The organism is Pseudoroseomonas ludipueritiae (assembly GCF_014490445.1).
In the GTDB taxonomy this organism is placed as follows: Bacteria; Pseudomonadota; Alphaproteobacteria; order Acetobacterales; family Acetobacteraceae; genus Pseudoroseomonas; species Pseudoroseomonas ludipueritiae.
Window position 1 is genome coordinate 1 of the sequence record NZ_JACTUZ010000073.1, and the last position, 20,201, is coordinate 20,201.

Consider the following 20,201-nt stretch of genomic DNA (forward strand, 5'->3'; position numbering starts at 1 on the left):
CCACGGCAGCGCCGGATGCCACCCCCGCCGCGCCGCCGCGCGGCGTGCCGGATGCGCGCACGCCGGCTGGCCAGGGCTTGGCCCGCATCCGCGCGCAGGATGGCGGCTTCGACCCGGCTCTCTTTCTGGGCGGCGCCGAGGGTGCCTTCCGCATGATCGTGGAGGCCTTCGCCAGCGGCGACCGCGCCACCCTGCGCAACCTGCTTTCCGACGACACCTATGCGGGCTTCGAGCAGGCCATCGCGGCGCGGGAGACGGCGGGCGAGCGCCAGCGCACCGAGATCCGCAATGTGCAGGACATGTCCATCGAGGCCGCCGACCTGCGCGGCAGCGTGGCCGAGATCACGGTGCGCATTGTCTCCGACCAGATCAACATGGTCACGGCGGCGGATGGCTCGGTGGTGTCCGGCCATGACGGCGTGACCGAGATCGTCGACCTCTGGACCTTCCAGCGCGACCTGCGCAACAGCGACCCGACCTGGAAGCTGGTGGGCACCGGGGCGGTTTGATCCGCCTCGCCTTCGCGGCCGCCGCCCTGCTGGGGCTGGCGGCCTGCACGCCCCCCGAGCCCAAGCGGGTGGCCGACCTCCCTGGCTGGGGCGAGGACCGCCTTTCCGAGGCCCTGCCGCCCTTCTTGGCCGGCTGCCGCCCCCCCGCCCTGCCCGCCGCGCTTTGCGCCGAGGCCGCCGCCATCCCGCCCGGCGACGATGCCGCCGCCCGCGCCTTTTTCGAGCGCCGCTTCACCCTGCGCCCGGCCGGCGAGGGGCTGATGACCGGCTATTACGAGCCGGAGATCCGTGGCTCGGACACCCCTTCCGCCGAATACCCCGTGCCGCTGCACACCCGCCCCGCCGACCTCGTGGAGGTCGATCTCGGCCGCTTCGCGCCGGACCTGAAGGGCCGCCGCACCGCCGGGCTGGTGCGCGAGGGCCGGCTGGACCCCTATCCCGACCGCGCCGCCATCGAGGCCGATGCCGCCCGCCCCGCGCTGCTCTGGCTGGCCGATCCGGTGGACCGCTTCTTTCTGCAGATCCAGGGCTCCGGCCGCATCGTCCTGCCCGATGGCGGCATCCGCCGCGTCGGCTTCGACGGGCAGAACGGCCGCCCTTATGTGCCGATCGGCCGCGTGCTGGTGCAGGAGAACGAGATTCCGCGCGACAAGGTCTCGATGCAATCCATCCGCGCCTGGCTGGAAGCGGCGGGGCCGGAGCGCGCGCGGGCGGTGATGGAGCAGAACCCCTCTTACGTCTTCTTCCGCCCTGTGGCGGCGCGGCCGGACCAGGGCCCCACCGGCGCCCAGGGCGTGCCGCTGACGCCGCTGCGCTCCATCGCCGTGGACCGCACGGAGATCCCGCTGGGCAGCCCGGTCTGGATCGTCACGCATCACCCGCTGACCGGCGCGCCGCTGCGCCGGCTGGTGCTGGCGCAGGATACCGGCGGCGCCATCCGCGGCCCCGCGCGGGCGGATCTCTTCTGGGGCTGGGGCGAGGAAGCCGCCCATGCCGCCGGCCCGATGCAGGAAAAGGCCGGGCTCTTTGTGCTGGTTCCCAGCCCCTGAACGCCTTTATCGCGGCCCTCGCAGATTTTTTGCCGGGGTCGCTTGACGGGGTGCCTGCTGGCCCATAAAAGCCCGTTCCACGCCGCACGGCGTATTCGCCCCCTGCCCAGGTGGTGGAATTGGTAGACGCGCTGGCTTCAGGTGCCAGTGACCGCAAGGTCGTGAAGGTTCGAGTCCTTTCCTGGGCATATCCCCTCCGCTGGTATGAGCGGCGGCGGATCGAAAGACCGGTAGTCGCGGCATGGGACGCACCCTTTTCGCCCCCCGCCCGACTGGACCCGGCACCATGATCAAGCTTCACAAACATGATCTGCCCGATGGGCTGGACCTCGGTCCCGTTGTCGCCGTCGACACGGAAACCATGGGCCTGAACCCGCACCGGGACCGCCTCTGCCTCGTGCAGCTCTCCTCCGGCGACGGCAATGCGCATTGCGTGCAGATCGTGCCGGAACGCCTGGGCGGCCGCGGCGCCGATTGCCCCAACCTGAAGCGCCTGCTGACGGACCCGGAGCAGATCAAGCTCTTCCATTTCGCGCGCTTCGATGTCGCCATCCTGCGCCAGGCGCTGGGGGTGGAGGTGGCGCCCGTGCGCTGCACCAAGATCGCCGCCAAGCTGGTGCGCACCTTCACCGAACGCCACGGGCTGAAGGACCTGCTGCGGGACCTCGTCGGGGTCGAGATTTCCAAGCAGCAGCAAAGCTCCGACTGGGGTGCCGCCGAGCTGACGCCGGAACAGCTGGCCTATGCGGCCTCCGACGTGCTGCACCTGCATGCGCTCTGGGCCCGGCTGGAGGGGCTGCTGCAGCGGGAAGGACGTCTGGAACTGGCCGAGGCCTGCTTCCGCTTCCTGCCGGCGCGTGGGCAGCTGGACCTGCTGGGCTACGACGAGCCGGATATCTTCGAGCACTGAGGCGGAAAGGCCGGGGAAATGAATTCCCCCGGGCCCCCTTCTTCTTTTTTCCGGGTTGGGTTGGGCTGAAGCAGGAAGCGGAGGCGCGCCGATGGCCTATGAAGGCAACGTGCGCTTTGGAAGCCGGACCCTCCGCCACGCATTGCAAAGAAGGCTGCCGCCGCAGGCGCAGCTGCAACTCGAAGAAAAAAGATGGGAGCCTGGGGGAATTCATTCCTCCAGCCTATCTGCCAGCCTCCGGCATTATGGCGAGAACTTGGCATGGTTTTTGGAAGGCACACAGAGTCCTGCGTTGACCATCCTGCCCTGCCACCCCATACATGAGCGCGTGAGGTTGTCCTTTCTCCAGCCCGGCCTGTCGTTTCGCGACGTTCCTGCACCGCTGCCCGGCCCGGGCCCGGGCCGGGCGCAACGGGCGGCGGCGCCCCATGGCCCTGCCGCATGAAGTTGTCTTTTCCGCCGCGCGACACCCTGGCCGCGCCCAGCATCGACCGCAGCGCCAATGCGCGCCGCGCGCTGCTGCCCTCCCGTGCCCGGGTGCAGGTCAGCGCAGGCTCCATTATCCGCCGCCGGGTGGCGGTGCGGCTGGCCAAGCTGCTGCTGCCCCTGGGCGCGCTGGCGCTGCTTTCCGCCATCGCGCTCTGGCCAGAGATCGACGGCGCGGCCGACCGTGGCCGTATGGCCTTCCGCCGCGCGACGCAGACGGAAGCCGATGCGATGCGGATTTCCGGTGCCCGCTACCAGGGCGTGGACGAGCAGAACCGCCCCTATAACGTCACCGCCACTTCCGCCGTGCAGCAGGAAAAGACCGGCTTGATCGACCTGAAGAAGCCGCGCGCGGATATTCTGCTGACCAATGGGGCCTGGATGCTGCTGGAATCGCATGAGGGCCAGTATAACCGGCCCAAGAACCTGCTGGACCTGCAGGGCCAGGTGACGCTCTGGCACGACAACGGCACCACCATGAAGACCGACGCCGCCCATATCGACGTGCATGCCGGCGAGGCCGAGAGCGACAGGCCTACCGCCGCGCAAGGCCCCTTCGGCACCATCGAGAGCGAGGGCTTCCGCCTGCGCGAGCGCGGGCAGGTGATGATCTTCACCGGCAAGAGCCATGCGGTGCTGGAGGGCAAGCAATGATCACCCGCCACCTTCCCACCCTGGCCCTGCTGGCCGGGCTGCTGGCGCTGCCGGGCCTGCCACGCGCCCAGGGCCTGGACATGACCAAGGGCGGCCCGGTGGATATCACCTCCACCGATGGCATCGAGTGGCGGCAGAACGAGCAGGTGGTGATCGCCCGTGGCGATGCCCGCGCCATCCGCGAGGGCGTGACGCTCCGTGGCGACCGGCTGATCGCCCGCTACCGCCCGCGCGCCGGGCAGCCGGCCGGCCAGCCCGCCAGCGGCGGCGCCCTGGGCGAGGGTCCCGGCGGCGGCAACGAGATCTGGCGCATCGAGGCCGAGGGCAACGTCCATATCAACACCGCCACCGACCAGGCGCAGGGCGACCGCGCGGTCTATGACATGGACCAGGCGGTGATGGTGCTGACGGGCAAGAACCTGAAGCTGACCACGCCTTCCGATACCCTGACGGCGCGGGACAGCCTGGAATACTGGCCGGGTAAGCGCATGTCGGTGGCGCGCGGCGCCGCCGTGGTGGTGACCGACGACAACCGCCGCATCGCCGCCGATACGCTGGTGGGCTATTTCCTGCCGGAAGGCCAGACCGCGCCGGCGGCCAATGCGGGGGCGGGCGGCACCACCCGCAACGTGCCCGGCGCCGGCAGCAAGCTGGAGCGCGTCGAGGCCTTCGGCAATGTCGAGATCCGCACGCCGCAGGAAGTGGTGCGCGGTGACCGCGGGGTTTATTCCACCGTCAGCGGCATGGCGCGCCTCCTGGGCGGCGTGCGCATCACCCGTGGCGAGAACCAGTTGAACGGTCAGGAATCCATCGTGAACATGCGCACCGGGGTGGCCCGGCTGGTGAATACCCCGGGCCAGCGGGTGCAGGGCCTGATCGTGCCGAACCAGCAGAGCCGGGATGCCGTGCGCATGCCCGGCGGCCAGCCGCAGCAGGGGCAGGGCCGGTGAACGTCGACACGCCCCGCGCTGCCGCCGCGCCCAACCTGAAGGTGGTGCCGGGGGATTCCGGCCTGGTCGCCGTCGGCCTCGGCAAGCGCTTCAAGAAGCGGCCGGTGGTGCGCGGCGTCTCGCTTTCCGTGAAGCGCGGTGAGGCGGTGGGGCTGCTCGGCCCCAATGGCGCCGGCAAGACCACCTCCTTCTACATGATCACCGGGCTGGTGCGGCCGGACGAAGGCCGCGTCTTCATGGACGGCCACGACGTCACCACCCTGCCGATGTACCGCCGCGCCCGCATGGGCCTGGGCTACCTGCCGCAGGAAGCCTCGATCTTTCGCGGCCTGAGCCTGGAAGACAATATCCGCGCGGCGCTGGAAGTGGTGGAGCCCAACCGCGCCCGGCGGGAACAGATGCTGGACTCGCTGTTGGCGGAATTCGGCATCGCGCATCTGCGCCGCGCGCCCGCGCTGGCGCTGTCAGGCGGCGAGCGGCGGCGCTGCGAGATCGCCCGCGCCCTGGCCACGCACCCCGCCTATATCCTGCTCGATGAGCCGCTGGCCGGCATCGACCCTATCGCGGTGGGCGAGATCCGTGACCTGGTGAAGCATCTCAAGAACCGTGGCATCGGCGTGCTGATCACCGACCACAATGTGCGCGAGACTCTGGAGATCATCGACCGCGCCTATATCCTGCATGACGGGCAGGTGCTGATGGAAGGCACGCCGCAGGACATCGTGGCGCATGAAGGGGTTCGTCGTGTCTATCTGGGCGAGCGTTTCAGCCTCTAGCATGGGCATGCCAGGCCTGCGCGCTGCCCCTTCCCCCCGCATCTAGGCCCCGCCATGGCCATCGGCCCCCGTCTGGACCTGCGCCAGACCCAGTCGCTGGTGATGACGCCGCAGCTGCGGCAGGCCATCAAGCTGCTGCAATCCTCCAACCTCGAGGTCACCGCCTTCATCGAGGAGGAACTGGAGCGCAACCCGCTGCTGGAGCGCGACGAGGGCCTTTCCACCGGGCCGGAGGAGGCCGAGGCCACCGAGCCCGTCTCCGCCGCCCCGCCGCCACCGCGAGACAGCTTTGACAGCACCGGCGCCGCGACCCTGCCGGCGGAGGATGCCGCGCCGCTCGATATCGGCGACTGGAGCAATGTCTATGACGGCGAGGCCTCCGCGCGCGGCGGCCGCGCCGATTTCGAACTGGACGAGCGTGGCATCGACGAGTTGGCCGCCGAGCGCCCGCGCTCCCTGCGCGAGGAGCTGGCGGAACAGGTCCGCCTGAGCTTCCCCGATCCGGGAGACCGGCTGATCGCGGCGCAGATGATCGCGCTGCTGGACGGCGCCGGCCGCCTGACGGTGCCGGAGGAGCGCATCGCCGAGGCCCTGGGCTGCGCGGTTTCCCGCGTCGCCGCCATCCGCGCCCGCATGCAGCGCTTCGAGCCGGTGGGCCTCTTCTGCCACGACCTGGCCGAATGCCTTTCGGTGCAACTGGCCGAACGCAACCGGCTGGACCCCGCCATGGCCGCGCTGCTGGCCAATCTGGAGATGTTGGCGCGGCGCGACATGCGCGGCCTCATGCGCGTCTGTGGCGTCGATGCCGAGGACCTGGCCGACATGGTGGCCGAGCTGAAGCGCCTCGACCCCAAGCCCGGCGCCGGCTTCGACCACGACCCCGCCCCTGTGCTGATCCCCGACGTGCTGATGCGCCCCGCGCCCATCACCCTGGAAGATGCCGAAAGCGACTGGGTGCTGGAGCTGAACCCGGAAACCCTGCCGCGCGTGCTGGTCAACCGCGGCTTCCATGCCCGCGCCCAGGTGGGCGCCAACCGCGAATGCCGCGCCTTCCTGGCCGAGCAGTTGCAATCGGCCAATTGGCTGGTGAAGAGCCTGGAACAGCGGGCGCAGACCATCCTGAAGGTCTCGGCCGAGATCGTGCGGCGGCAGGATGCCTTCTTCCGCCACGGCATCAGCCACCTGCGGCCGCTGATCCTGCGCGATGTGGCGGAAGCGGTGGAGATGCACGAAAGCACCGTCTCCCGCGTCACCGCCAACAAGTATATCGCGACGCCGCGCGGCAATTTTGAGCTGAAGTATTTCTTCACCACCGCCATTGGGGGCACGGATGGCGAGACCTTCAGCGCCGAGGCCATCCGCCACCGCATCCGCGCCATGGTGGATGCGGAACTGGCCGCCGAGATCCTTTCAGATGACGCAATCGTCGCCATGTTGAAGAGAGAAGGTGTGGACATCGCCCGAAGGACGGTGGCCAAATATCGGGAGGCGCTGCGCATTCCATCTTCGGTGCAGCGCAAACGGGAGAAGGCCGTTCCGGCCTGAACACCGGCGCGGGCCGAGCCCCGCCCGCCGTCTTTCCGGACGGCCCCTCCCCAATCAGGGAAGGGAATGGCTCACCATGCATATCACTGTCGCTGGGAAGCAGGTCGATACCGGGGACGCCCTGAAGGTCCATGTCCGCGAGAACCTCACGGGCGTTACGAAGAAGTATTTCGACCATGCCCTCGATGCGCAGGTGATCTTCTCCCGCAACCGTTCCTTCTTCACCTGCGGGATCACGATCCATGCGGGCCGGGGGCTGACGGTTCGCGGTGAGGGCGAGGGCCCCGATGCCCATCGTGCCTTCGACGTGGCGGCCGAGCATATCGGCAAGCGCCTGCGCCGCTACCGCCGCCGCGTGAACGAGCATTCCCGTGACCTGGCCGAGGAGCGGCTGCCCAGCGTGGCCGAGACCGCGCGCCAGGTGATCCTGGCCGGCCCCCTGGATATGCCCGATGAGGAGGACAGCGAAAGGCTGGTGGAGGCGCATCCCGAGGACGGCACCGTCGCCGATGGCCTGACCGCCGAGGAGCACGACGACCTGCTGCACAAGCATGACGGCGGCGGCGCCATCATCGCCGAGACGCCGACCGAGATTTCCCGCCTGACGGTGAGCGAGGCGGTGATGCGGCTCGACCTCAGCCAGGCGTCGGTGATGATGTTCCGCAACCGCGCCAGCGGCCAGCTCAACGTGGTCTACCGCCGCCCGGACGGGCATGTCGGCTGGATCGATACCGCCACGGCGGCCGACTAAGCGAAGGGCCGGGGGAGCGATCCCCCGGCCCTTCTTCCTTTAGTGGCCCTGGTGCCTCAGCGGCACATCAGCACCGGGATGTCGGCATTCTCCAGCACATGGCGCGTCACGCCGCCCAGGATCAGCTGGCGCAGGCGGGAATGGCTATAGGCACCCATGCAGAGCAGGTCGGCGCCGAAGTCGCGCGCGGCACCCAGCAGGCCGGCGCCCACCTCCCGCGTCTGCGGCTGGAAGGCCACCGCCTCCGCCTCGATCTGGTGCCAGCGCAGATAGGCGCGGATGCCCTCCACGCCGGGCCCGCGCCGCTGGTAGCCTCCGGAATGCAGCAGCCGCACCTGCTCCGCCCGGTGCAGCCAGGGCAGCGCGGCATTGATGGCGGCGGCGCTTTCGGCCGTGCCATTCCAGGCGCAGCAGACGCGGGTGCCGAGGGTGGCCGGCGGCTGGCGTGGCGCGATCAGCACCGGCCTGCCGGAATCGAACAACACCGCATGCAGCGCATCGGACGAAGAAACGTCGTCATCCGCCTCCGGATGCGGCACCACCGCCATGTCGTAGAGGCGCGATTGCTGCGCCACCACATCCTCCTCCCGCCCCGCGATGCTCTCGAAGGACAGGGTCGGGCCCTCGGTGCGCAGCGCGCTCTCGGCATTCAGGGCGATGGTGACATCGAGTCCCTGCACGAAACGCTCAAAGAGCGCGTGGACGCGGCCGGCGCGCTCGCCGCTCTCGCGCTCCGTGGCGGCCATCATCTCCTCGATCATGGCACCCGAGAGGCCCTCGCCGGCCAGCGGCGCCACGTCCCGTGCATCCACCCGCACATGCAGGCAATGCACATGCGCGTTCCAGATGCGCGCAACCATCAGCGCGGTATGCAAGGCCGCCTCCCCGGCGGCGGTTCCCGTCAGTGGCAGCAACAGCCGGCGATAAGCCATGACGTGGCTCTCCTCTCAGGCAAAGCGGGAACGGCAGGTGGGCACCACCCGCCGGGACGCTATCACGGATGCAGCATCGTCGTCTGCATCCGCCAGAACGCTACAGCCTAGGCTTGTGATCCAAATGATCTGGCGCAAGGCCGAGGGAATGAATTCCCCCGGAGCCCCCTTCTTTTTTCTTCGAGTCGGGGTTTGGGCTGGCACGCGCGGCGGGGTCGCCGCGATGTTTTTCCAGCAACGCCATGCGGGCTGAAGCCGCAGTCGCCGGGCCAAGTCCTCCGGCGTGTGAAGGTGCCGCCGCAGGCGCGCCCGAAAACCCGAAGAAAAAGAAGGGGAGCCTGGGGGGAATTCATTCCCCCCAGCCTTCACCCCCGAAGGGGGTGAATCGAATCAGCGCAGCACTGCCCCGTGCTGGCGCAGGAAATCCAGCAGCGGCAGCATCGGCAGGCCCAGAATGGCGGCATGCTCGCCCTCCACCGCGCGGAAGAGATGCATCCCCAGCCCTTCCAGCCGGTAGGCGCCGACGGAATAGGTCACTTCCTCGCCTTCCGTTGCCAGATAGGCGTCCAGGAAGGCATCGGAGAAATCGCGCATCGAAAGGCGGCAGGTGGCGGCGTGGTGCCAGATCCGCACGCCATGCCGCCAGCAGACCACGGCCGAGACCAGCTCATGCGTGCGGCCGCGCAGGGCCTGGAGCTGGGCGCGGGCGCCTTCCAGCCCCTCGGGCTTGTCGAACCAGCGGCCTTCGCAGACCAGCAGCGAATCGGCGCCGATCACCAGCGCCTCCGGCTCCTCCCGCAGCATGCGGCGCGCGACGCGTTCGGCCTTGGCATCGGCCAGCAGGGTCGCGGCCTCGGCCGGCGGCATGCCCTCGGCCTGGGCGGCTTCCTTCAGGCTGGCCTCGTCCACGGCGGCGGGCCGCGTGGCGAAGGGCAGGCCCGCCGCCCGCAGCAGCGCGGCGCGGGTGGAGGAGGAGGAAGCCAACACCAGCGGCGGGGCGCCGGGCGCCAGCATGGTCATACGCCGATGCTCCCGGGCATCGGCGCGCTGCCGCCGCGGCGGGCGTGCCAGGCTTCCATCAGTTGCAGCACGGTGGCCGCCGTTTCCTCGATGGAGCGGCGGGTGACGTCGATGACAGGCCAGCCGCGGCTGGTGCAAAGGCGGCGGGCGGCCAGGATCTCGGCCTTCACCGCCTCATGGTCGATATAGTCGTTGGTGTCCTGCCGCACGCCGGTGCCGCCGATGATCTTCAGCCGGTGGCGGCGGATATCGATCAGCGCCGGCACGTCGATGGTCAGGCCGATCACCGGGCAGGGCGGGTTGTCCAGTTCCGGCGGCAGGGGCGAGGTCGGCACGATGGGCACATTGGCCGCCTTGATGCCCCGGTTGGCGAGGTAGAAGCAGGTCGGCGTCTTGCTGGAGCGGGAAACGCCCACCAGCACGCAATCGGCTTCCTCGATGCCGGCGACCCCCTGGCCGTCGTCATGCGCCAGCACATAGTGCATGGCATCGATGCGGCGGAAATAATCGGCGTCCATCACATGCTGGGCGGCGCGCTTCTCGCGCGCCTGCTCGCCGATCTGGCCCTGGATCACCTCCAGCACCGGGTCCAGCACCGAAAGGCAGGTGACCCCCATCTGGCCGCAGACCTCCTCCAGCGAATGGCGCAGGGAGCGGTCCACCAGGGTGAAGAGCACGGGGCCGGGCTCGGCCTTGATGCCTTCCAGCACCTGGTCGAGTTGGAAGCGGGAGCGGACCAGGGACCAGCGGTGATAGATCACATGCGGGTCCTGGAAGCGCGCGAGTACGGCGCGCGCCATGGAATTCAGCGTCTCCCCGGTGCTGTCAGAGACGAGATGCAGGTTAAAGGAGCGGTGCGGCATCGGGTCCCCGGATCCTCTCGGTGGCGAGGGGTGTGGAAGAGCGTGGATGGATGGGGGAATCGTGGAAAACCGCAAGCCCTGGAACGCACCCCTGCGTGAATCGGGGACAGAAGGCACATTTTGCGCCCTCTGGGGGTTGGGTCATGGGAATGACCGGTTCGAATCCCGGATAATCCCCGCGACTCGTAGATTCTCCACCGAGTCGCGGTTATCCCGATCTGTGCAGCAGCCTGTGGATAAAATCAGTCCACCTTTGCGTCCACATTATCCACAGGCACCATCATTACCCCCACTTTTCTTAAAGACTCTTTTTCTATGAAAGAGGGCCCATGGAACTCGTGCAAAAGCCCCTTCTGCGTGCCTTCAGCGGAGAAGCCGTCTGGCCGCCACCCTTCTGGCTGATGCGCCAGGCCGGGCGCTACCTGCCGGAATACCGGCAGCTCCGCGCCCAGGCCGGCGATTTCATCGCCCTCTGCACCAGCCCGGCGCTGGCCGCCGAAGTGACGCTGCAGCCGCTGCGCCGCTACGGCATGGATGGCGCCATCCTGTTCAGCGATATCCTGATGCTGCCCTGGGCCCTGGGGCAGTCGCTGCGCTATGCCGAGGGTGAAGGCCCGCTGCTGGAACCCATCCGCGACGCCGAGGGCTTCGCGCGCCTTGACCCCGGGGCCGTGGCCAATCGCATTGCGCCCATCCTGGAGACCGTCACCCGCGTCCGTTCCGGCCTAGAGCAGGAGGCACCCAAGGCGGCGCTGATCGGCTTCGCGGGCAGCCCTTTCACCGTCGCCTGCTACATGGTGGAAGGCCGTGGTGGCGGCGAATTCGCCCATGCCCGCCGCATGGCCTATTCGGACCCCGCGCTCTTCGGCCGCATCATCCGGCTGCTGGTGGACAGCACGATCGAATACCTGCTCGCCCAGGCGGATGCCGGGGCAGAGGCATTGATGCTGTTCGACAGCTGGGCCGGCCTGCTCTCCCCCAGCCAGTTCCGCCGCTGGAGCATCGACCCGACCGCGGCCATCGTGCGCGGCATCCGCAAGGTGCGGCCCGATATCCCGCTGATCGGCTTCCCCCGCCTGGCCGGGCCGCTGCTGCCGGAATACGCGGCGCGCACCGGCGTCGGCACGGTGGCCATGGATACCGGCATGGACCCACGCTGGGCCGCCGCCAACGTGCCGGAAGGCATCACCCTGCAAGGCAACCTGGACCCGCAGGCCGTGGTGGCCGGCGGCGATGCCATGGAAGCGGAAGCGCGCTCCATCCTGGCGGCGATGCGCGGCCGGCCCTTCGTGTTCAACCTGGGCCACGGCATCGTGCCGCCGACGCCGCCGGAACATGTGGCGGCCCTGGCGCGGGTGATCCGGATGGGGTGACGGGCCGGGGCCAGAAGGGGCTCTGCCCCTTCCGGACCTTCCCCGCCGGGGTGACAGGGTCACCCCGGACCCCGCCATCAGTTTTTCTGTGAAAGCCGGTTCCGCCGGAGGTCCATGACCTCCGGCGACTGCGGGCTCAGCCCTCGCGGCCCTTTATTTTCAATGAAAAGCCGAAGCTAAGGCCCCAAAACTCGAAGCGGGGTCCGGGGTGGACTTTCCACCCCGGCGGGGTGTCCAGAGGGGCGGCGCCCCTCTGGCCCCGGCTGCTCAAACCTCCGGCAGCGTCCGGGCATAGACCTGCGCCTGATGCAGCTTCAGGGCAAAGAGGCGCGCATCCACCGGCAGCGCCCCGTGCGCCAGCGCCGCGCGCCGCAGCAGCCCGCCCGGGATGGGCAGGCGCCGGAACAGCCGGATCAGCTTGAACAGCCGATGCTGCCGCACGCTCTGCGGATGCAGTTCGAACAGCCGGCGGTAGTTCACCGCCGAGCGCTCCAGGCGGCTGGCCCAATCGGCGTCCCGGTGGTGTTCCATGTGGGAGACGCTGTTCTCGACATGGCGGATGCGGGCAATCTTGCCGATGCGCAGCGCCCATTCGCTGTCTTCCCAGCCCCAGCCGCGGAAGGCGTCGTCAAAGGGATGCGCCAGGAAGACGTCCCGCCCGACGCTGAAATTGGCTGAAAGGAAGGTGGCTGCGGGGTCGCGGTTGCGTTCGGCGGCGCTGATCCATTCGCGCTTCTGGCTGTGGCGCTCGAAGAGGCGGGCGTCGGCGGGGGCTGAGGGGCAGCGCTGGCCGGTGCGGCCGCCGCAAACGACCTCGGAGGGGTTCTGGGCGGCTTCCAGGGCGCGGCCCACGAAGCCTGGGGCGTCGGGCAGGCTGTCGGCGTCCAGGAAGAGCAGGACGGCGCCACGGGCCAGGTGGGCCAGGGTGTTGCGGGCCTCGGCGCGGCCAAGGTTGCGGGGGGAAGGCGCGAGGGCGGCATCCAGCCCGGCCTCGCGGGCGGCGGCGACGACGGCCTCCTGGCCTCGCAGCGCCGGGTTGCCGTCGATCAGCACCAGCAGTTCCACGGCGGCAGGGTCCGGCAGGGCGGCCATGTCGGCCAGCAGCTCGCGGCACAGGGGCACCACGTCGCGGTCATAGGTGGGCACCAGGATGGAGAGGCGCGGCGTGCCGGTGGCGGGGCGGGAGCGCTGGAGGGGGGGCAGGTCCATGAGCATCAGCCTTTGCGGCGGGCGGGCAGCACCAGGGCCCAGACCAGCGCGGCGGTGGCGGCCTGCACGGCCAGGCGGGCCAGGGCAGCGCCGGCGATGCCATAGGCGGGCGTGGCCAGCCAGCAGAGCAGCAGCGTCAGCGCCAGGGACAGGCAGACCACGCCCAGCCGCACCGATTGCCGGCCAATGGCGCTGAGCACGTCGGCGCCGATCAGATAGGCGGCGAAGAAGGCGGGCATGGGGGCGATGAGGCGCACCAGCCAGGGCAGTTCCGCGTATTGGGCGCCGAAGATCCAGGGCAGCAGCCCGGCAAAGACGGCCAGGCCCAGCCCGGCGGCGGCGCCGAGCCCGATGCCCAGCGGCAGCAGCTTCAGCCCGTAGCGGACGCAGGCGGCGCGCTCCTCAGCCGCCATGCGGAACATGCGCGCCACCAGGGCATAGCCCAGGGCGCGGATGGGCATGGAAAGCGTGTCGATGATGCGGAAGGCGGCGGCGTAGTAGCCGGAAGCGGCGGCGCCGGCGAATTCCAGCACGATCGGCTTGTCGAGATCCTTGGCGGAGGCCTGCAGCGCGGCCTCGGCGCCGAAGGTGAAGCCGCTGCCCCATTGGCCGCGCATCCAGCGCCATTGCGGCATGCCGTGGTCCCGCACCACGAGGCCGAGGCAGAGCAGCGCCGCCACGGCCGAGGAGCCGGCATACCATGCCGCCCAGGTGCCGATGGTCAGCGGCCCCGGCAACAGCCCTGCGAGGGCAATGGCGCCCAGGCGGCAGGCGCCGGTCAGCACCGTGACGGTGGATTGCCGCGCCGCCTGGCCGCTGGCCATGTAGATGGCGGTGCAAAGCCCGGCATAGCGGCCCAGCAGCAGGTCGGCGGCCAGCACCAGCAGCAGCGGCAGCCAGCCGATGCCGCCGATCTCGAGGAAAGGCAGCAGCAGCAGGCCCAGCGCCAGAACGGGCAGGCCGGTCAGGGTGATGGCGATCAGGCTATGGCCGATCCAGCCACGCAGGGCGGCGGGCTCGGCGGCGGCATGGCGCACCAGCAGCTGGTCGCAGCCGCAGCCGACAAAGCAGGCGGCGGCGACGGTGACGGCGGTGAGGCTGGCGAAGAGGCCATAGCCATCCGGCCCCAGGAAGCGCACGGCGAGCACCAGCCAGCCGATCTGCGTCAGCAATTGCAGGCTGAAGCCGCCGAAGAGCACGCTGGCATCGAAGGCAAGGCCGCCCGCGCGCAGCTTGGCCAACAGAGGGGGCAGGCGGGCGCCGAGGCTCATGCCGTCTCAGCCCGGGCGCGGCGTGTCGCGCAGCGCGGCGGCAATGGCGGCGCGGTCGGGCTTGGGGCGCAGGTCGGCGTCATAGGGATGGGCGCGGCTGGGCAAGCCGTCGCGGCGGCGGGCGAAGCTGTTGTCGCTGGCCCAGGCATAGCGGTCCGTCAGGCCCCAGAGGGCGACCGTGGTCACCGACGGCTCCGCCAGCACGGCGGAAAGGAAGTCCCGCAGCATCGCGGCGGCCTCGGCATCCCGCGCGGCGGGGTCGGCGGGGGCCAGGCGGTCGATGATGTCCAGTTCGGTGATATGGACTTCCAGCCCCAGGCTGGCGACATCGCGGATGAAGCGGCGCAGCAGCGCGGCATCCCAGCTGGCTTCCCGCAGCCGCAGATGCGCTTGGATGCCCAGCGCGTGCAGCGGCGCGCGGCGGCGCACCAGGGTGTTGAGCAGTTCCAGCATCGCCTCGCGGCGGTCCTGCTGGTAGCGGTTGCGCAGTTCCAGGTCGAATTCGTTGATGCGCAGCCGGGCCGCCGGGTCGGCCTCGGCGGCCCATTCCAGGGACAGCGGGATGTAGTCGGGGCCCATGGCGCGCAGAAAGGGCGTGTCGCGCAGCCCACGGGGCTGGCGCTCATGCGGCGCGACAGGTTCGTTCACCACGTCCCAGACCGCCAGCCGCCCGGCGAAATGCCCGGCGACGCCGCTGACATGCCGGTGCAGCACCTGCCGCATGGCAGCGGCATCCAGCTTGGCGTCAAACCAGGGCGGCAGGGCCTCGTGCCAGACCAGGGCATGGCCATGCGCCGCCATGCCGGCCTCCTTGGCGCGGGCCAGCAGGGCCTCGGCATCGGTGAAGTCGAAGCGGCCGGGGTCGGGCTCGGTGGCGGCCCATTTCAGTTCCAGGCCGGGCACGATGAAGCCGGCTTCCCGCCGCAGCAGGGGCCAGAGCGCCGGGGTTTCCCGCAACTGGTATTCGCAGACCATGCTGCCGAGCGTCACGCCGCGCGCCGCCGCCAGGGCGGCAAGGCCGGATTCCTCCGCCACGGCGCGGCGGGCCAGCACCCCGGCCAGCCCCCCCGCCAGCAGGGCGCGGCGGGGCAGCGGTGGCATCATCGGGTGCCGCGCTCCAGCGTCCACCAGACCAGCTTGCCGGCGACCTCGGCAACCTTCAGCTCCCGCACCCTGGCATCGGGCGCGCGGCGCAGCCGGCTCCAGCCCCAGAGGCCGGTGACGAGCACCAGCTGCACCGCGGCGCGGAAGCCGATCCGCGCCGTTTCCCAGGCCGGGCGGGTGGAGCGGCGGATGGTGATGGTCGCCCATTGCTGGCCGGTGCGGTAGGTGCGCAGGCGCATATAGCCGGTATCGGTGCGGTCGGCGGGCACCAGCTCGTGCACCACCGCCTCGCCGCACCAGTGGAAGGCGCGGCCGGCCTCATAGAGTCGGACGAACAGGTCGTAATCCTCGCCGCCGCAGGCGCCCAGCTCGGGGTCGAAGGGCGCGCCGCCGGCCAGGCAGGTGGCGCGGCGCAGCAGCGAATTGCCGGTGCCGATCCAGCGGCCGCTGACCCGCTCGTCATGGTCGATGCCGATGCGGCTGCCACTGGGCAGCGCCATCCTGCGCTCGTAGGAGCGGCCGGAAGGGTCCCAGGGCGGGGTGCCGCCGGGGAATTCCGGCAGCACGGCGCCAAAGACAAGGTCGGCGCCGGTGCTCTCGGCGGTGCCGATCAGCGCATCGAGCCAGCCTGGCTCGCACCATTCGTCATCGTCCAGGAAGACCACGAAATCGCTGTCGCAGGCGGCCACGCCGGCATTGCGGGCGTGCGAGATATTGGGCTTCGGCACCGAAAGGTAGCGCAGCGGCAGGCCGGGGGCCTGGGCCAGTTCGCGCATTGCGTCGCGCGCATTGGCGTCGGGGGAATTGTCGACCACCAGCACCTCGGCCAGGCGCCCGGCGCCCAGCACCTGCTGCCGCGCCGTTTCCACCGCCCGCCGCAAGGGGCCTGGCCGGTTAAAGGTGCAGATCACAACGGTGGTGCTGCTCATCATCCATTCCCGCGCCGGCCGCGCAGTTGCATATGGCGAAATATTCTCTCACGCTGCGCATATTGGCAAGAAGCGCATGAGGCCCTGCCGCGTTGCATGAAAATGGCACCGCCCGCGCCCACCGCTATTCCCCACAGAGGCAGCCCATGACCCCTCCCCAGCCCTTCGGCAGTTCCTATGCCTATGTTCCGGAACTGGATGGGCTGCGCGCCGTCTCCATCGCCATCGTGCTGCTCAGCCACTGGGGGCTGGGCCGCATCGTGCCGGGCGGCTTCGGCGTCACGCTCTTCTTCGGCATCAGCGGCTTCATCATCACGCGGCTGCTGCTGGCGGAATGGCAGGCGCGCGGGCGCATCGACCTCAAGGCCTTCTACCTCCGCCGCGCGGTGCGGCTGCTGCCGGCCATGCTGGGTTTCGTGCTGCTCTCCTGCCTCGCGCTCTGGGCCGCCGGGCTGCGGCCGCCGGGCTGGTCGCTGCTGGGCGGCCTCTTCTACATGACCAATTACGAGCGGATCTGGCTGGAACAGGGCACCGGGCTCGCCACCTTCCCGAACCCCTTCCACATCCTCTGGTCCCTCTCCATCGAGGAGCACTTCTATCTGCTCTTCCCGCTGCTGCTGATGCTGACCTTGCGGCGGGGCGGCTTCCTGCCCTGGGTGGTGGGGCTGATCCTGGCCAGCCAAGCCTGGCGGTTGCTGCTGCGCGCCGCCTGCGGGCCCGGCGGGATGTGGGAGGGGATGACGCCGGTCTGCGGCGTCACGCTGGAATACCGCCTCTATCTCGGCACCGACACGCGGCTGGATGCCATCCTCTTCGGCTGCCTGCTGGCCTGGCTGGCCTCGCGGCCGACGCCCTGGGTGCAGCACCTGCTGCGGCACCCGGCCACGCTGGTGGCGGCGGCGCTGCTGGTGCTGGGCAGCCTGCTCTACCGCGACCCCGCCTTCCGCGACACCTGGCGCTACTCGGTGCAGAGCCTCGCCATCCTGCTGGGCCTCGGCGCGCTGTTGTTCAGCCCGGCGGCGGGCTGGTTGCGGGCGCTGCTGCGGCTGCCTCCGCTGCTGCTGCTGGGGCGGATGAGCTACGTGATCTACCTCACCCACTGGCTGGCCTTCTGCATCGCCTGCCACTGGCAGGGCATCGCCATCACGGATGAATCCCAATCCTTTCCGCTGGAATGGTACCTGGTCAGCCTGCCGCTGACGGCGGTGCTGGCCGCCGCTTTCTACTGGGGCCTGGAAAAGCCGGTGGCGCGGCTGCGGCACCGGATGCGGCCGAGCGGCGTGCCCGGCATCGCCCAGGCCAGCCCGGTGACCTGAGATGGCGCGCGGTTGCTCCGCCTCAGCCGCCGCCGGGCGGCACGCGGGCCATCAGCCGCAACAGGCGCGGCGCTTCCAGCAGGTAGCGGCGCCAGAGCCGGCGCGGCTCGCTGCCCAGGCGGTGCAGCCATTCCAGGCTGGCCCGCTGCACCCATTCGGGCGCGCGCTGCTTCACCCCGGCCACGAATTCCGCCGCGGCGCCAACGCAAAGCCCGATGCCTGTGGCGCCCCCGGCCGCGACGATCGCCGCCGCCAGCTTCTCCTGCTGGGGCGAGCCGACGCAGAGCAGCACGAAGCGCGCCGGATGCGCCCGGACGAAATCCACCGCCGCCGCCACGGCGGCGGGGTCGCGGATGAAGCCCATGGGCGGGTTGTGATGCGCCAGCCGCGCCAGGCCGTAGCGGGCGCGCAGCGCCTCCACCACCGCTTCCGTGCCACCGATGACGGTGACCGGCGTCTCTGGCCGGATGACCTCGTCGAAGAGCCGCTGCGTCAGGTCGGAGCCGGGCGCCAGTTCCAGCGCCACGCCGCGCCGCGCCGCCAGCAGCCGCAGGATGCGGCTGTCGCAGAGCGAGAGCCAGGCGGCCTCGTAGAGCGGGCGCAGCCCCGGCTGGTCCTGCAGCCGGATCCAGTGGTCGGCATTGGGCGTCACGACATAGGCGAAGGGCGCCGCCGGGTCGCGCGCCGCCAGCAGCGCCAGGGCATCCGCGAGGTCCAGCGCATCGAAGCGGACCCCCAGCAGCCGCCGGGAGATGGGCGCAGGGGTCGCGGCGGGTGGGAGGTCCATGGCGTCACCGCTGAAGCTGTTGCCGGATGCCATGATGTGGAAGTGGTTGCATACCGCGCAATCCCTGTGTCGAAAGATACACGGTATGTCGCAATATATGCGCTCGATGCAGCATCATCCGCGACATTGCGGTCGCGGCATGGCATCATCGCACACGGCAAGGTTGTGCTGGCGCGGGTGGCCCGGCCGGGCGGCGGGATAAGTCAGGTCATGGTGTTGCGCGAGCCATTCTGGAGCATGAAAGGTCTGGCACACCAGGCCCCGCCACTGGCGGCCGGCGCATGAATGCCGCCAGCCCCGGCTCCTCGCTGCCCGCGCTGCGGCCGCAGGACCAGTCCTTCATGCCGGATGTGGCGGCGCCGCTGGTGGCCGACCCCTATGGCGCCCGCCCGCCGCTCGGCCTGCGGCTCTCGGACCTGCTGATCACGCTGCGGCTGCGCTGGAAGCCGCTGGTCGCCGCCTTCTGCCTGCCGGTCGCGCTCGGCATCGGCGGCGCCATGCTGCTGAAGCCGCGCTTCACGGCCGACAGCGTGCTGATGGTGCTGCTGAACCGCGAAAGCACCACGGTGCAGGATGTCTCCGGCATCGGCCCTTCCGTGGTCTCGGTGGAACTGCTGCGCGTGGTGCGGGGCGAGGCCGAGATCCTGGGCAGCGACGACGTGCTGCGCCGGGCGCTGCGCCGCATCGGCATCAGCACCCTCTTCCCCGACCTGAAGCCCCCGCCCGCCACCGGCAATAGCACGCCGGAGGAGATGGAGATGGCGGCGGCGGTGGATGCCTTCCGCCGCGTGCTGGCCATCGAGGCCGATACCAATGCCAATATCCTGCGCGCCCGCGTCACGCTGCCGGACCGCGCCCTGGCCATCCAGGCCCTGGCCGCGGTGGTGGACAGCTATGTCGAGCGGCGCGGCGAGATGTATTCGGACGAGAATTCCCGCCTGCTCTCGGCCGAATTGTCGCGCTACGCCGACCGCCTGCGCCAGACCGAGGCCGAGATCGCGGCACTGCGCGACCAGTATGGCGTGCTGGATATCGGCCAGGAGATGAGCCTGACCGCCACCCGGCTGGACAGCATCCGCCAGCGCCAGGACGGGCTGCGGGAACAGCAGGTGACGGCGGAGTCCCAGCTCGCCGCCGCGCGGCAGCGGCTGGCGGCGGAGCCCGAGCGTGTCTTCGCCTCGCAGGAAGCCACCAACCTCGCCCCCAATGACGACAGCCGCAACCAGCTCTCCCGCCTGCTGCTGGAGCGGGAGCGGATGGCGCGGCAATACAACCCCGACTACCCGCCGCTGCGGGAGATGGAAGGCCGCATCGCCGCTGCCCGTGCCGCCATCCGGGAAAGCGCCCGCGCCACCTATTCCACCACCCGCCAGGTGCGGAACCCGAACCTGGAACTGCTGAACCAGCGCGTGGTGACGCTGGAGGTGGAGGCCGATGCCCTGAAGCGGCAGGGCGAGGAACTGGCCCGCCAGCGCACCGAGCTGGAAGCCCGCCGCACCGAGCTGGTGCAGGCCGATACCCGCATGCGCGCATTGCAGCGCGCGCGCGAGGGCATGGAAGCCGTGACGCGCCAGCTGACGACGCGGGAGGCCGCGACGCGGATGGAGGAGGATGCCCGCCGCCAGCGCGGCAACACCATCACGGTGGTGCAGCCGGCCACGGCGCCGCTGGAAGGCCGCGGCATCCGCCGGCTGGTGGCGCTGGGCGGCATCGCCGGCGGCATCGCGCTGTCCGCCGGGCTGGCGCTGCTGCTGACCCTGACCCGCC

19 protein-coding genes and 1 tRNA gene are annotated in these 20,201 nt (G+C 70.3%); 12 read left to right on the top strand and 8 right to left on the bottom strand.

Annotated elements, in window-relative coordinates:
* The 9 genes from IBL25_RS15460 to hpf all read left to right on the top strand — a co-directional run.
* Window positions 1-509 (top strand): Tim44/TimA family putative adaptor protein (locus IBL25_RS15460; RefSeq protein ID WP_187779443.1); only part of this gene is annotated, 509 nt, incomplete at its 5' end.
* Window positions 506-1,558, top strand: a complete 1,053-nt coding sequence (mltA, locus tag IBL25_RS15465) for a murein transglycosylase A (RefSeq protein WP_187779444.1) — start codon at window positions 506-508, stop codon at window positions 1,556-1,558. The genes IBL25_RS15460 and mltA, both read left to right, overlap by 4 nt.
* Before the next feature lie 104 nt (window positions 1,559-1,662).
* A tRNA-Leu gene (locus IBL25_RS15470) sits at window positions 1,663-1,746 on the top strand.
* 53 nt (window positions 1,747-1,799) lie between these two features.
* Window positions 1,800-2,468 (top strand): ribonuclease D, encoded by a 669-nt coding sequence (locus tag IBL25_RS15475; RefSeq protein WP_187779445.1) that lies wholly within the window; start codon window positions 1,800-1,802, stop codon window positions 2,466-2,468.
* A gap of 441 nt (window positions 2,469-2,909) precedes the next feature.
* Window positions 2,910-3,608 carry an LPS export ABC transporter periplasmic protein LptC gene (gene lptC / locus IBL25_RS15480; RefSeq protein ID WP_187779446.1) on the top strand — a complete coding sequence of 233 codons (699 nt, stop codon included), beginning with the start codon at window positions 2,910-2,912 and terminating at the stop codon, window positions 3,606-3,608.
* Entirely contained in the window at window positions 3,605-4,558 is a 954-nt protein-coding gene (locus IBL25_RS15485) for an LptA/OstA family protein (RefSeq protein ID WP_187779447.1), read from the top strand. The genes lptC and IBL25_RS15485 overlap by 4 nt, the downstream gene beginning before the upstream one ends.
* A 35-nt stretch (window positions 4,559-4,593) precedes the next feature.
* Window positions 4,594-5,334, top strand: a complete 741-nt coding sequence (lptB, locus tag IBL25_RS15490) for an LPS export ABC transporter ATP-binding protein (protein WP_194433735.1) — start codon at window positions 4,594-4,596, stop codon at window positions 5,332-5,334.
* A 54-nt stretch (window positions 5,335-5,388) separates the two neighbouring features.
* Window positions 5,389-6,879: an RNA polymerase factor sigma-54 gene (gene rpoN / locus IBL25_RS15495; RefSeq protein WP_187779449.1), complete on the top strand. Its 1,491-nt coding sequence runs from the start codon at window positions 5,389-5,391 to the stop codon at window positions 6,877-6,879.
* A gap of 76 nt (window positions 6,880-6,955) precedes the next feature.
* Window positions 6,956-7,630: a ribosome hibernation-promoting factor, HPF/YfiA family gene (hpf, locus tag IBL25_RS15500; protein WP_187779450.1), complete on the top strand. Its 675-nt coding sequence runs from the start codon at window positions 6,956-6,958 to the stop codon at window positions 7,628-7,630.
* A gap of 56 nt (window positions 7,631-7,686) precedes the next feature.
* On the opposite strand, the gene IBL25_RS15505 is transcribed toward hpf, so the two are convergent.
* The 3 genes from IBL25_RS15505 to IBL25_RS15515 all read right to left on the bottom strand — a co-directional run bounded on the left by IBL25_RS15505 (window position 7,687) and on the right by IBL25_RS15515 (window position 10,445).
* Window positions 7,687-8,562, bottom strand: a complete 876-nt coding sequence (locus IBL25_RS15505; RefSeq protein WP_187779451.1) for a universal stress protein — start codon at window positions 8,560-8,562, stop codon at window positions 7,687-7,689.
* Window positions 8,563-8,952: 390 nt separating this feature from the next.
* On the bottom strand, window positions 8,953-9,576 hold the full coding sequence (locus IBL25_RS15510; protein WP_187779460.1) for a Maf family protein: 624 nt from the start codon (window positions 9,574-9,576) through the stop codon (window positions 8,953-8,955).
* Window positions 9,577-9,578: 2 nt separating this feature from the next.
* Window positions 9,579-10,445 (bottom strand): pyruvate, water dikinase regulatory protein, encoded by an 867-nt coding sequence (locus tag IBL25_RS15515; RefSeq protein WP_187779452.1) that lies wholly within the window; start codon window positions 10,443-10,445, stop codon window positions 9,579-9,581.
* Between the two features lie 329 nt (window positions 10,446-10,774).
* Here IBL25_RS15515 and hemE point away from each other — a divergent pair, with 329 nt between their 5' ends.
* Window positions 10,775-11,818, top strand: coding sequence for a uroporphyrinogen decarboxylase (gene hemE, locus IBL25_RS15520; RefSeq protein ID WP_187779453.1), 1,044 nt, complete (start codon window positions 10,775-10,777; stop codon window positions 11,816-11,818).
* 267 nt (window positions 11,819-12,085) lie between these two features.
* On the opposite strand, the gene IBL25_RS15525 is transcribed toward hemE, so the two are convergent.
* The 4 genes from IBL25_RS15525 to IBL25_RS15540 are packed head-to-tail and all read right to left on the bottom strand — an operon-like array spanning window position 12,086 to window position 16,331.
* Window positions 12,086-13,027 carry a glycosyltransferase family 2 protein gene (locus IBL25_RS15525; RefSeq protein WP_187779454.1) on the bottom strand — a complete coding sequence of 314 codons (942 nt, stop codon included), beginning with the start codon at window positions 13,025-13,027 and terminating at the stop codon, window positions 12,086-12,088.
* A gap of 5 nt (window positions 13,028-13,032) precedes the next feature.
* Entirely contained in the window at window positions 13,033-14,298 is a 1,266-nt protein-coding gene (locus IBL25_RS15530; protein ID WP_187779455.1) for a lipopolysaccharide biosynthesis protein, read from the bottom strand.
* A gap of 6 nt (window positions 14,299-14,304) precedes the next feature.
* Window positions 14,305-15,402 (bottom strand): endo-1,4-beta-xylanase, encoded by a 1,098-nt coding sequence (locus IBL25_RS15535; RefSeq protein ID WP_187779456.1) that lies wholly within the window; start codon window positions 15,400-15,402, stop codon window positions 14,305-14,307.
* Window positions 15,399-16,331, bottom strand: coding sequence for a glycosyltransferase family 2 protein (locus IBL25_RS15540; protein WP_187779457.1), 933 nt, complete (start codon window positions 16,329-16,331; stop codon window positions 15,399-15,401). Before IBL25_RS15540 ends, IBL25_RS15535 begins: the two co-directional genes overlap by 4 nt.
* A 146-nt stretch (window positions 16,332-16,477) precedes the next feature.
* Between IBL25_RS15540 and IBL25_RS15545 the strand changes: the two genes are divergently transcribed.
* Window positions 16,478-17,647: an acyltransferase family protein gene (locus IBL25_RS15545; protein WP_187779458.1), complete on the top strand. Its 1,170-nt coding sequence runs from the start codon at window positions 16,478-16,480 to the stop codon at window positions 17,645-17,647.
* Window positions 17,648-17,669: 22 nt separating this feature from the next.
* On the opposite strand, the gene IBL25_RS15550 is transcribed toward IBL25_RS15545, so the two are convergent.
* A complete protein-coding gene (locus IBL25_RS15550) occupies window positions 17,670-18,434 on the bottom strand; it encodes a WecB/TagA/CpsF family glycosyltransferase (protein WP_187779461.1) in 765 nt (254 codons plus the stop codon).
* 281 nt (window positions 18,435-18,715) lie between these two features.
* On the opposite strand from IBL25_RS15550, the gene IBL25_RS15555 reads away from it, so the two are divergent.
* A partial coding sequence (locus IBL25_RS15555; protein ID WP_187779459.1) for a GumC family protein occupies window positions 18,716-20,201 on the top strand: 1,486 nt, incomplete at its 3' end.

What these genes read in the sequence shown, in the direction of transcription:
- hpf (WP_187779450.1), top strand. Translation starts at nt 6,956, where the DNA reads ATGCATATCACTGTCGCTGGGAAGCAGGTCGATACCGGGGACGCCCTG.
- IBL25_RS15535 (WP_187779456.1), bottom strand. Translation starts at nt 15,402, where the DNA reads ATGATGCCACCGCTGCCCCGCCGCGCCCTGCTGGCGGGGGGGCTGGCC.
- IBL25_RS15485 (WP_187779447.1), top strand. Translation starts at nt 3,605, where the DNA reads ATGATCACCCGCCACCTTCCCACCCTGGCCCTGCTGGCCGGGCTGCTG.
- IBL25_RS15540 (WP_187779457.1), bottom strand. Translation starts at nt 16,331, where the DNA reads ATGAGCAGCACCACCGTTGTGATCTGCACCTTTAACCGGCCAGGCCCC.
- IBL25_RS15525 (WP_187779454.1), bottom strand. Translation starts at nt 13,027, where the DNA reads ATGGACCTGCCCCCCCTCCAGCGCTCCCGCCCCGCCACCGGCACGCCG.
- IBL25_RS15545 (WP_187779458.1), top strand. Translation starts at nt 16,478, where the DNA reads ATGACCCCTCCCCAGCCCTTCGGCAGTTCCTATGCCTATGTTCCGGAA.
- IBL25_RS15510 (WP_187779460.1), bottom strand. Translation starts at nt 9,576, where the DNA reads ATGCTGGCGCCCGGCGCCCCGCCGCTGGTGTTGGCTTCCTCCTCCTCC.
- hemE (WP_187779453.1), top strand. Translation starts at nt 10,775, where the DNA reads ATGGAACTCGTGCAAAAGCCCCTTCTGCGTGCCTTCAGCGGAGAAGCC.
- IBL25_RS15550 (WP_187779461.1), bottom strand. Translation starts at nt 18,434, where the DNA reads ATGGACCTCCCACCCGCCGCGACCCCTGCGCCCATCTCCCGGCGGCTG.
- IBL25_RS15515 (WP_187779452.1), bottom strand. Translation starts at nt 10,445, where the DNA reads ATGCCGCACCGCTCCTTTAACCTGCATCTCGTCTCTGACAGCACCGGG.
- IBL25_RS15530 (WP_187779455.1), bottom strand. Translation starts at nt 14,298, where the DNA reads ATGAGCCTCGGCGCCCGCCTGCCCCCTCTGTTGGCCAAGCTGCGCGCG.
- rpoN (WP_187779449.1), top strand. Translation starts at nt 5,389, where the DNA reads ATGGCCATCGGCCCCCGTCTGGACCTGCGCCAGACCCAGTCGCTGGTG.
- IBL25_RS15475 (WP_187779445.1), top strand. Translation starts at nt 1,800, where the DNA reads ATGGGACGCACCCTTTTCGCCCCCCGCCCGACTGGACCCGGCACCATG.
- lptC (WP_187779446.1), top strand. Translation starts at nt 2,910, where the DNA reads ATGAAGTTGTCTTTTCCGCCGCGCGACACCCTGGCCGCGCCCAGCATC.
- IBL25_RS15505 (WP_187779451.1), bottom strand. Translation starts at nt 8,562, where the DNA reads ATGGCTTATCGCCGGCTGTTGCTGCCACTGACGGGAACCGCCGCCGGG.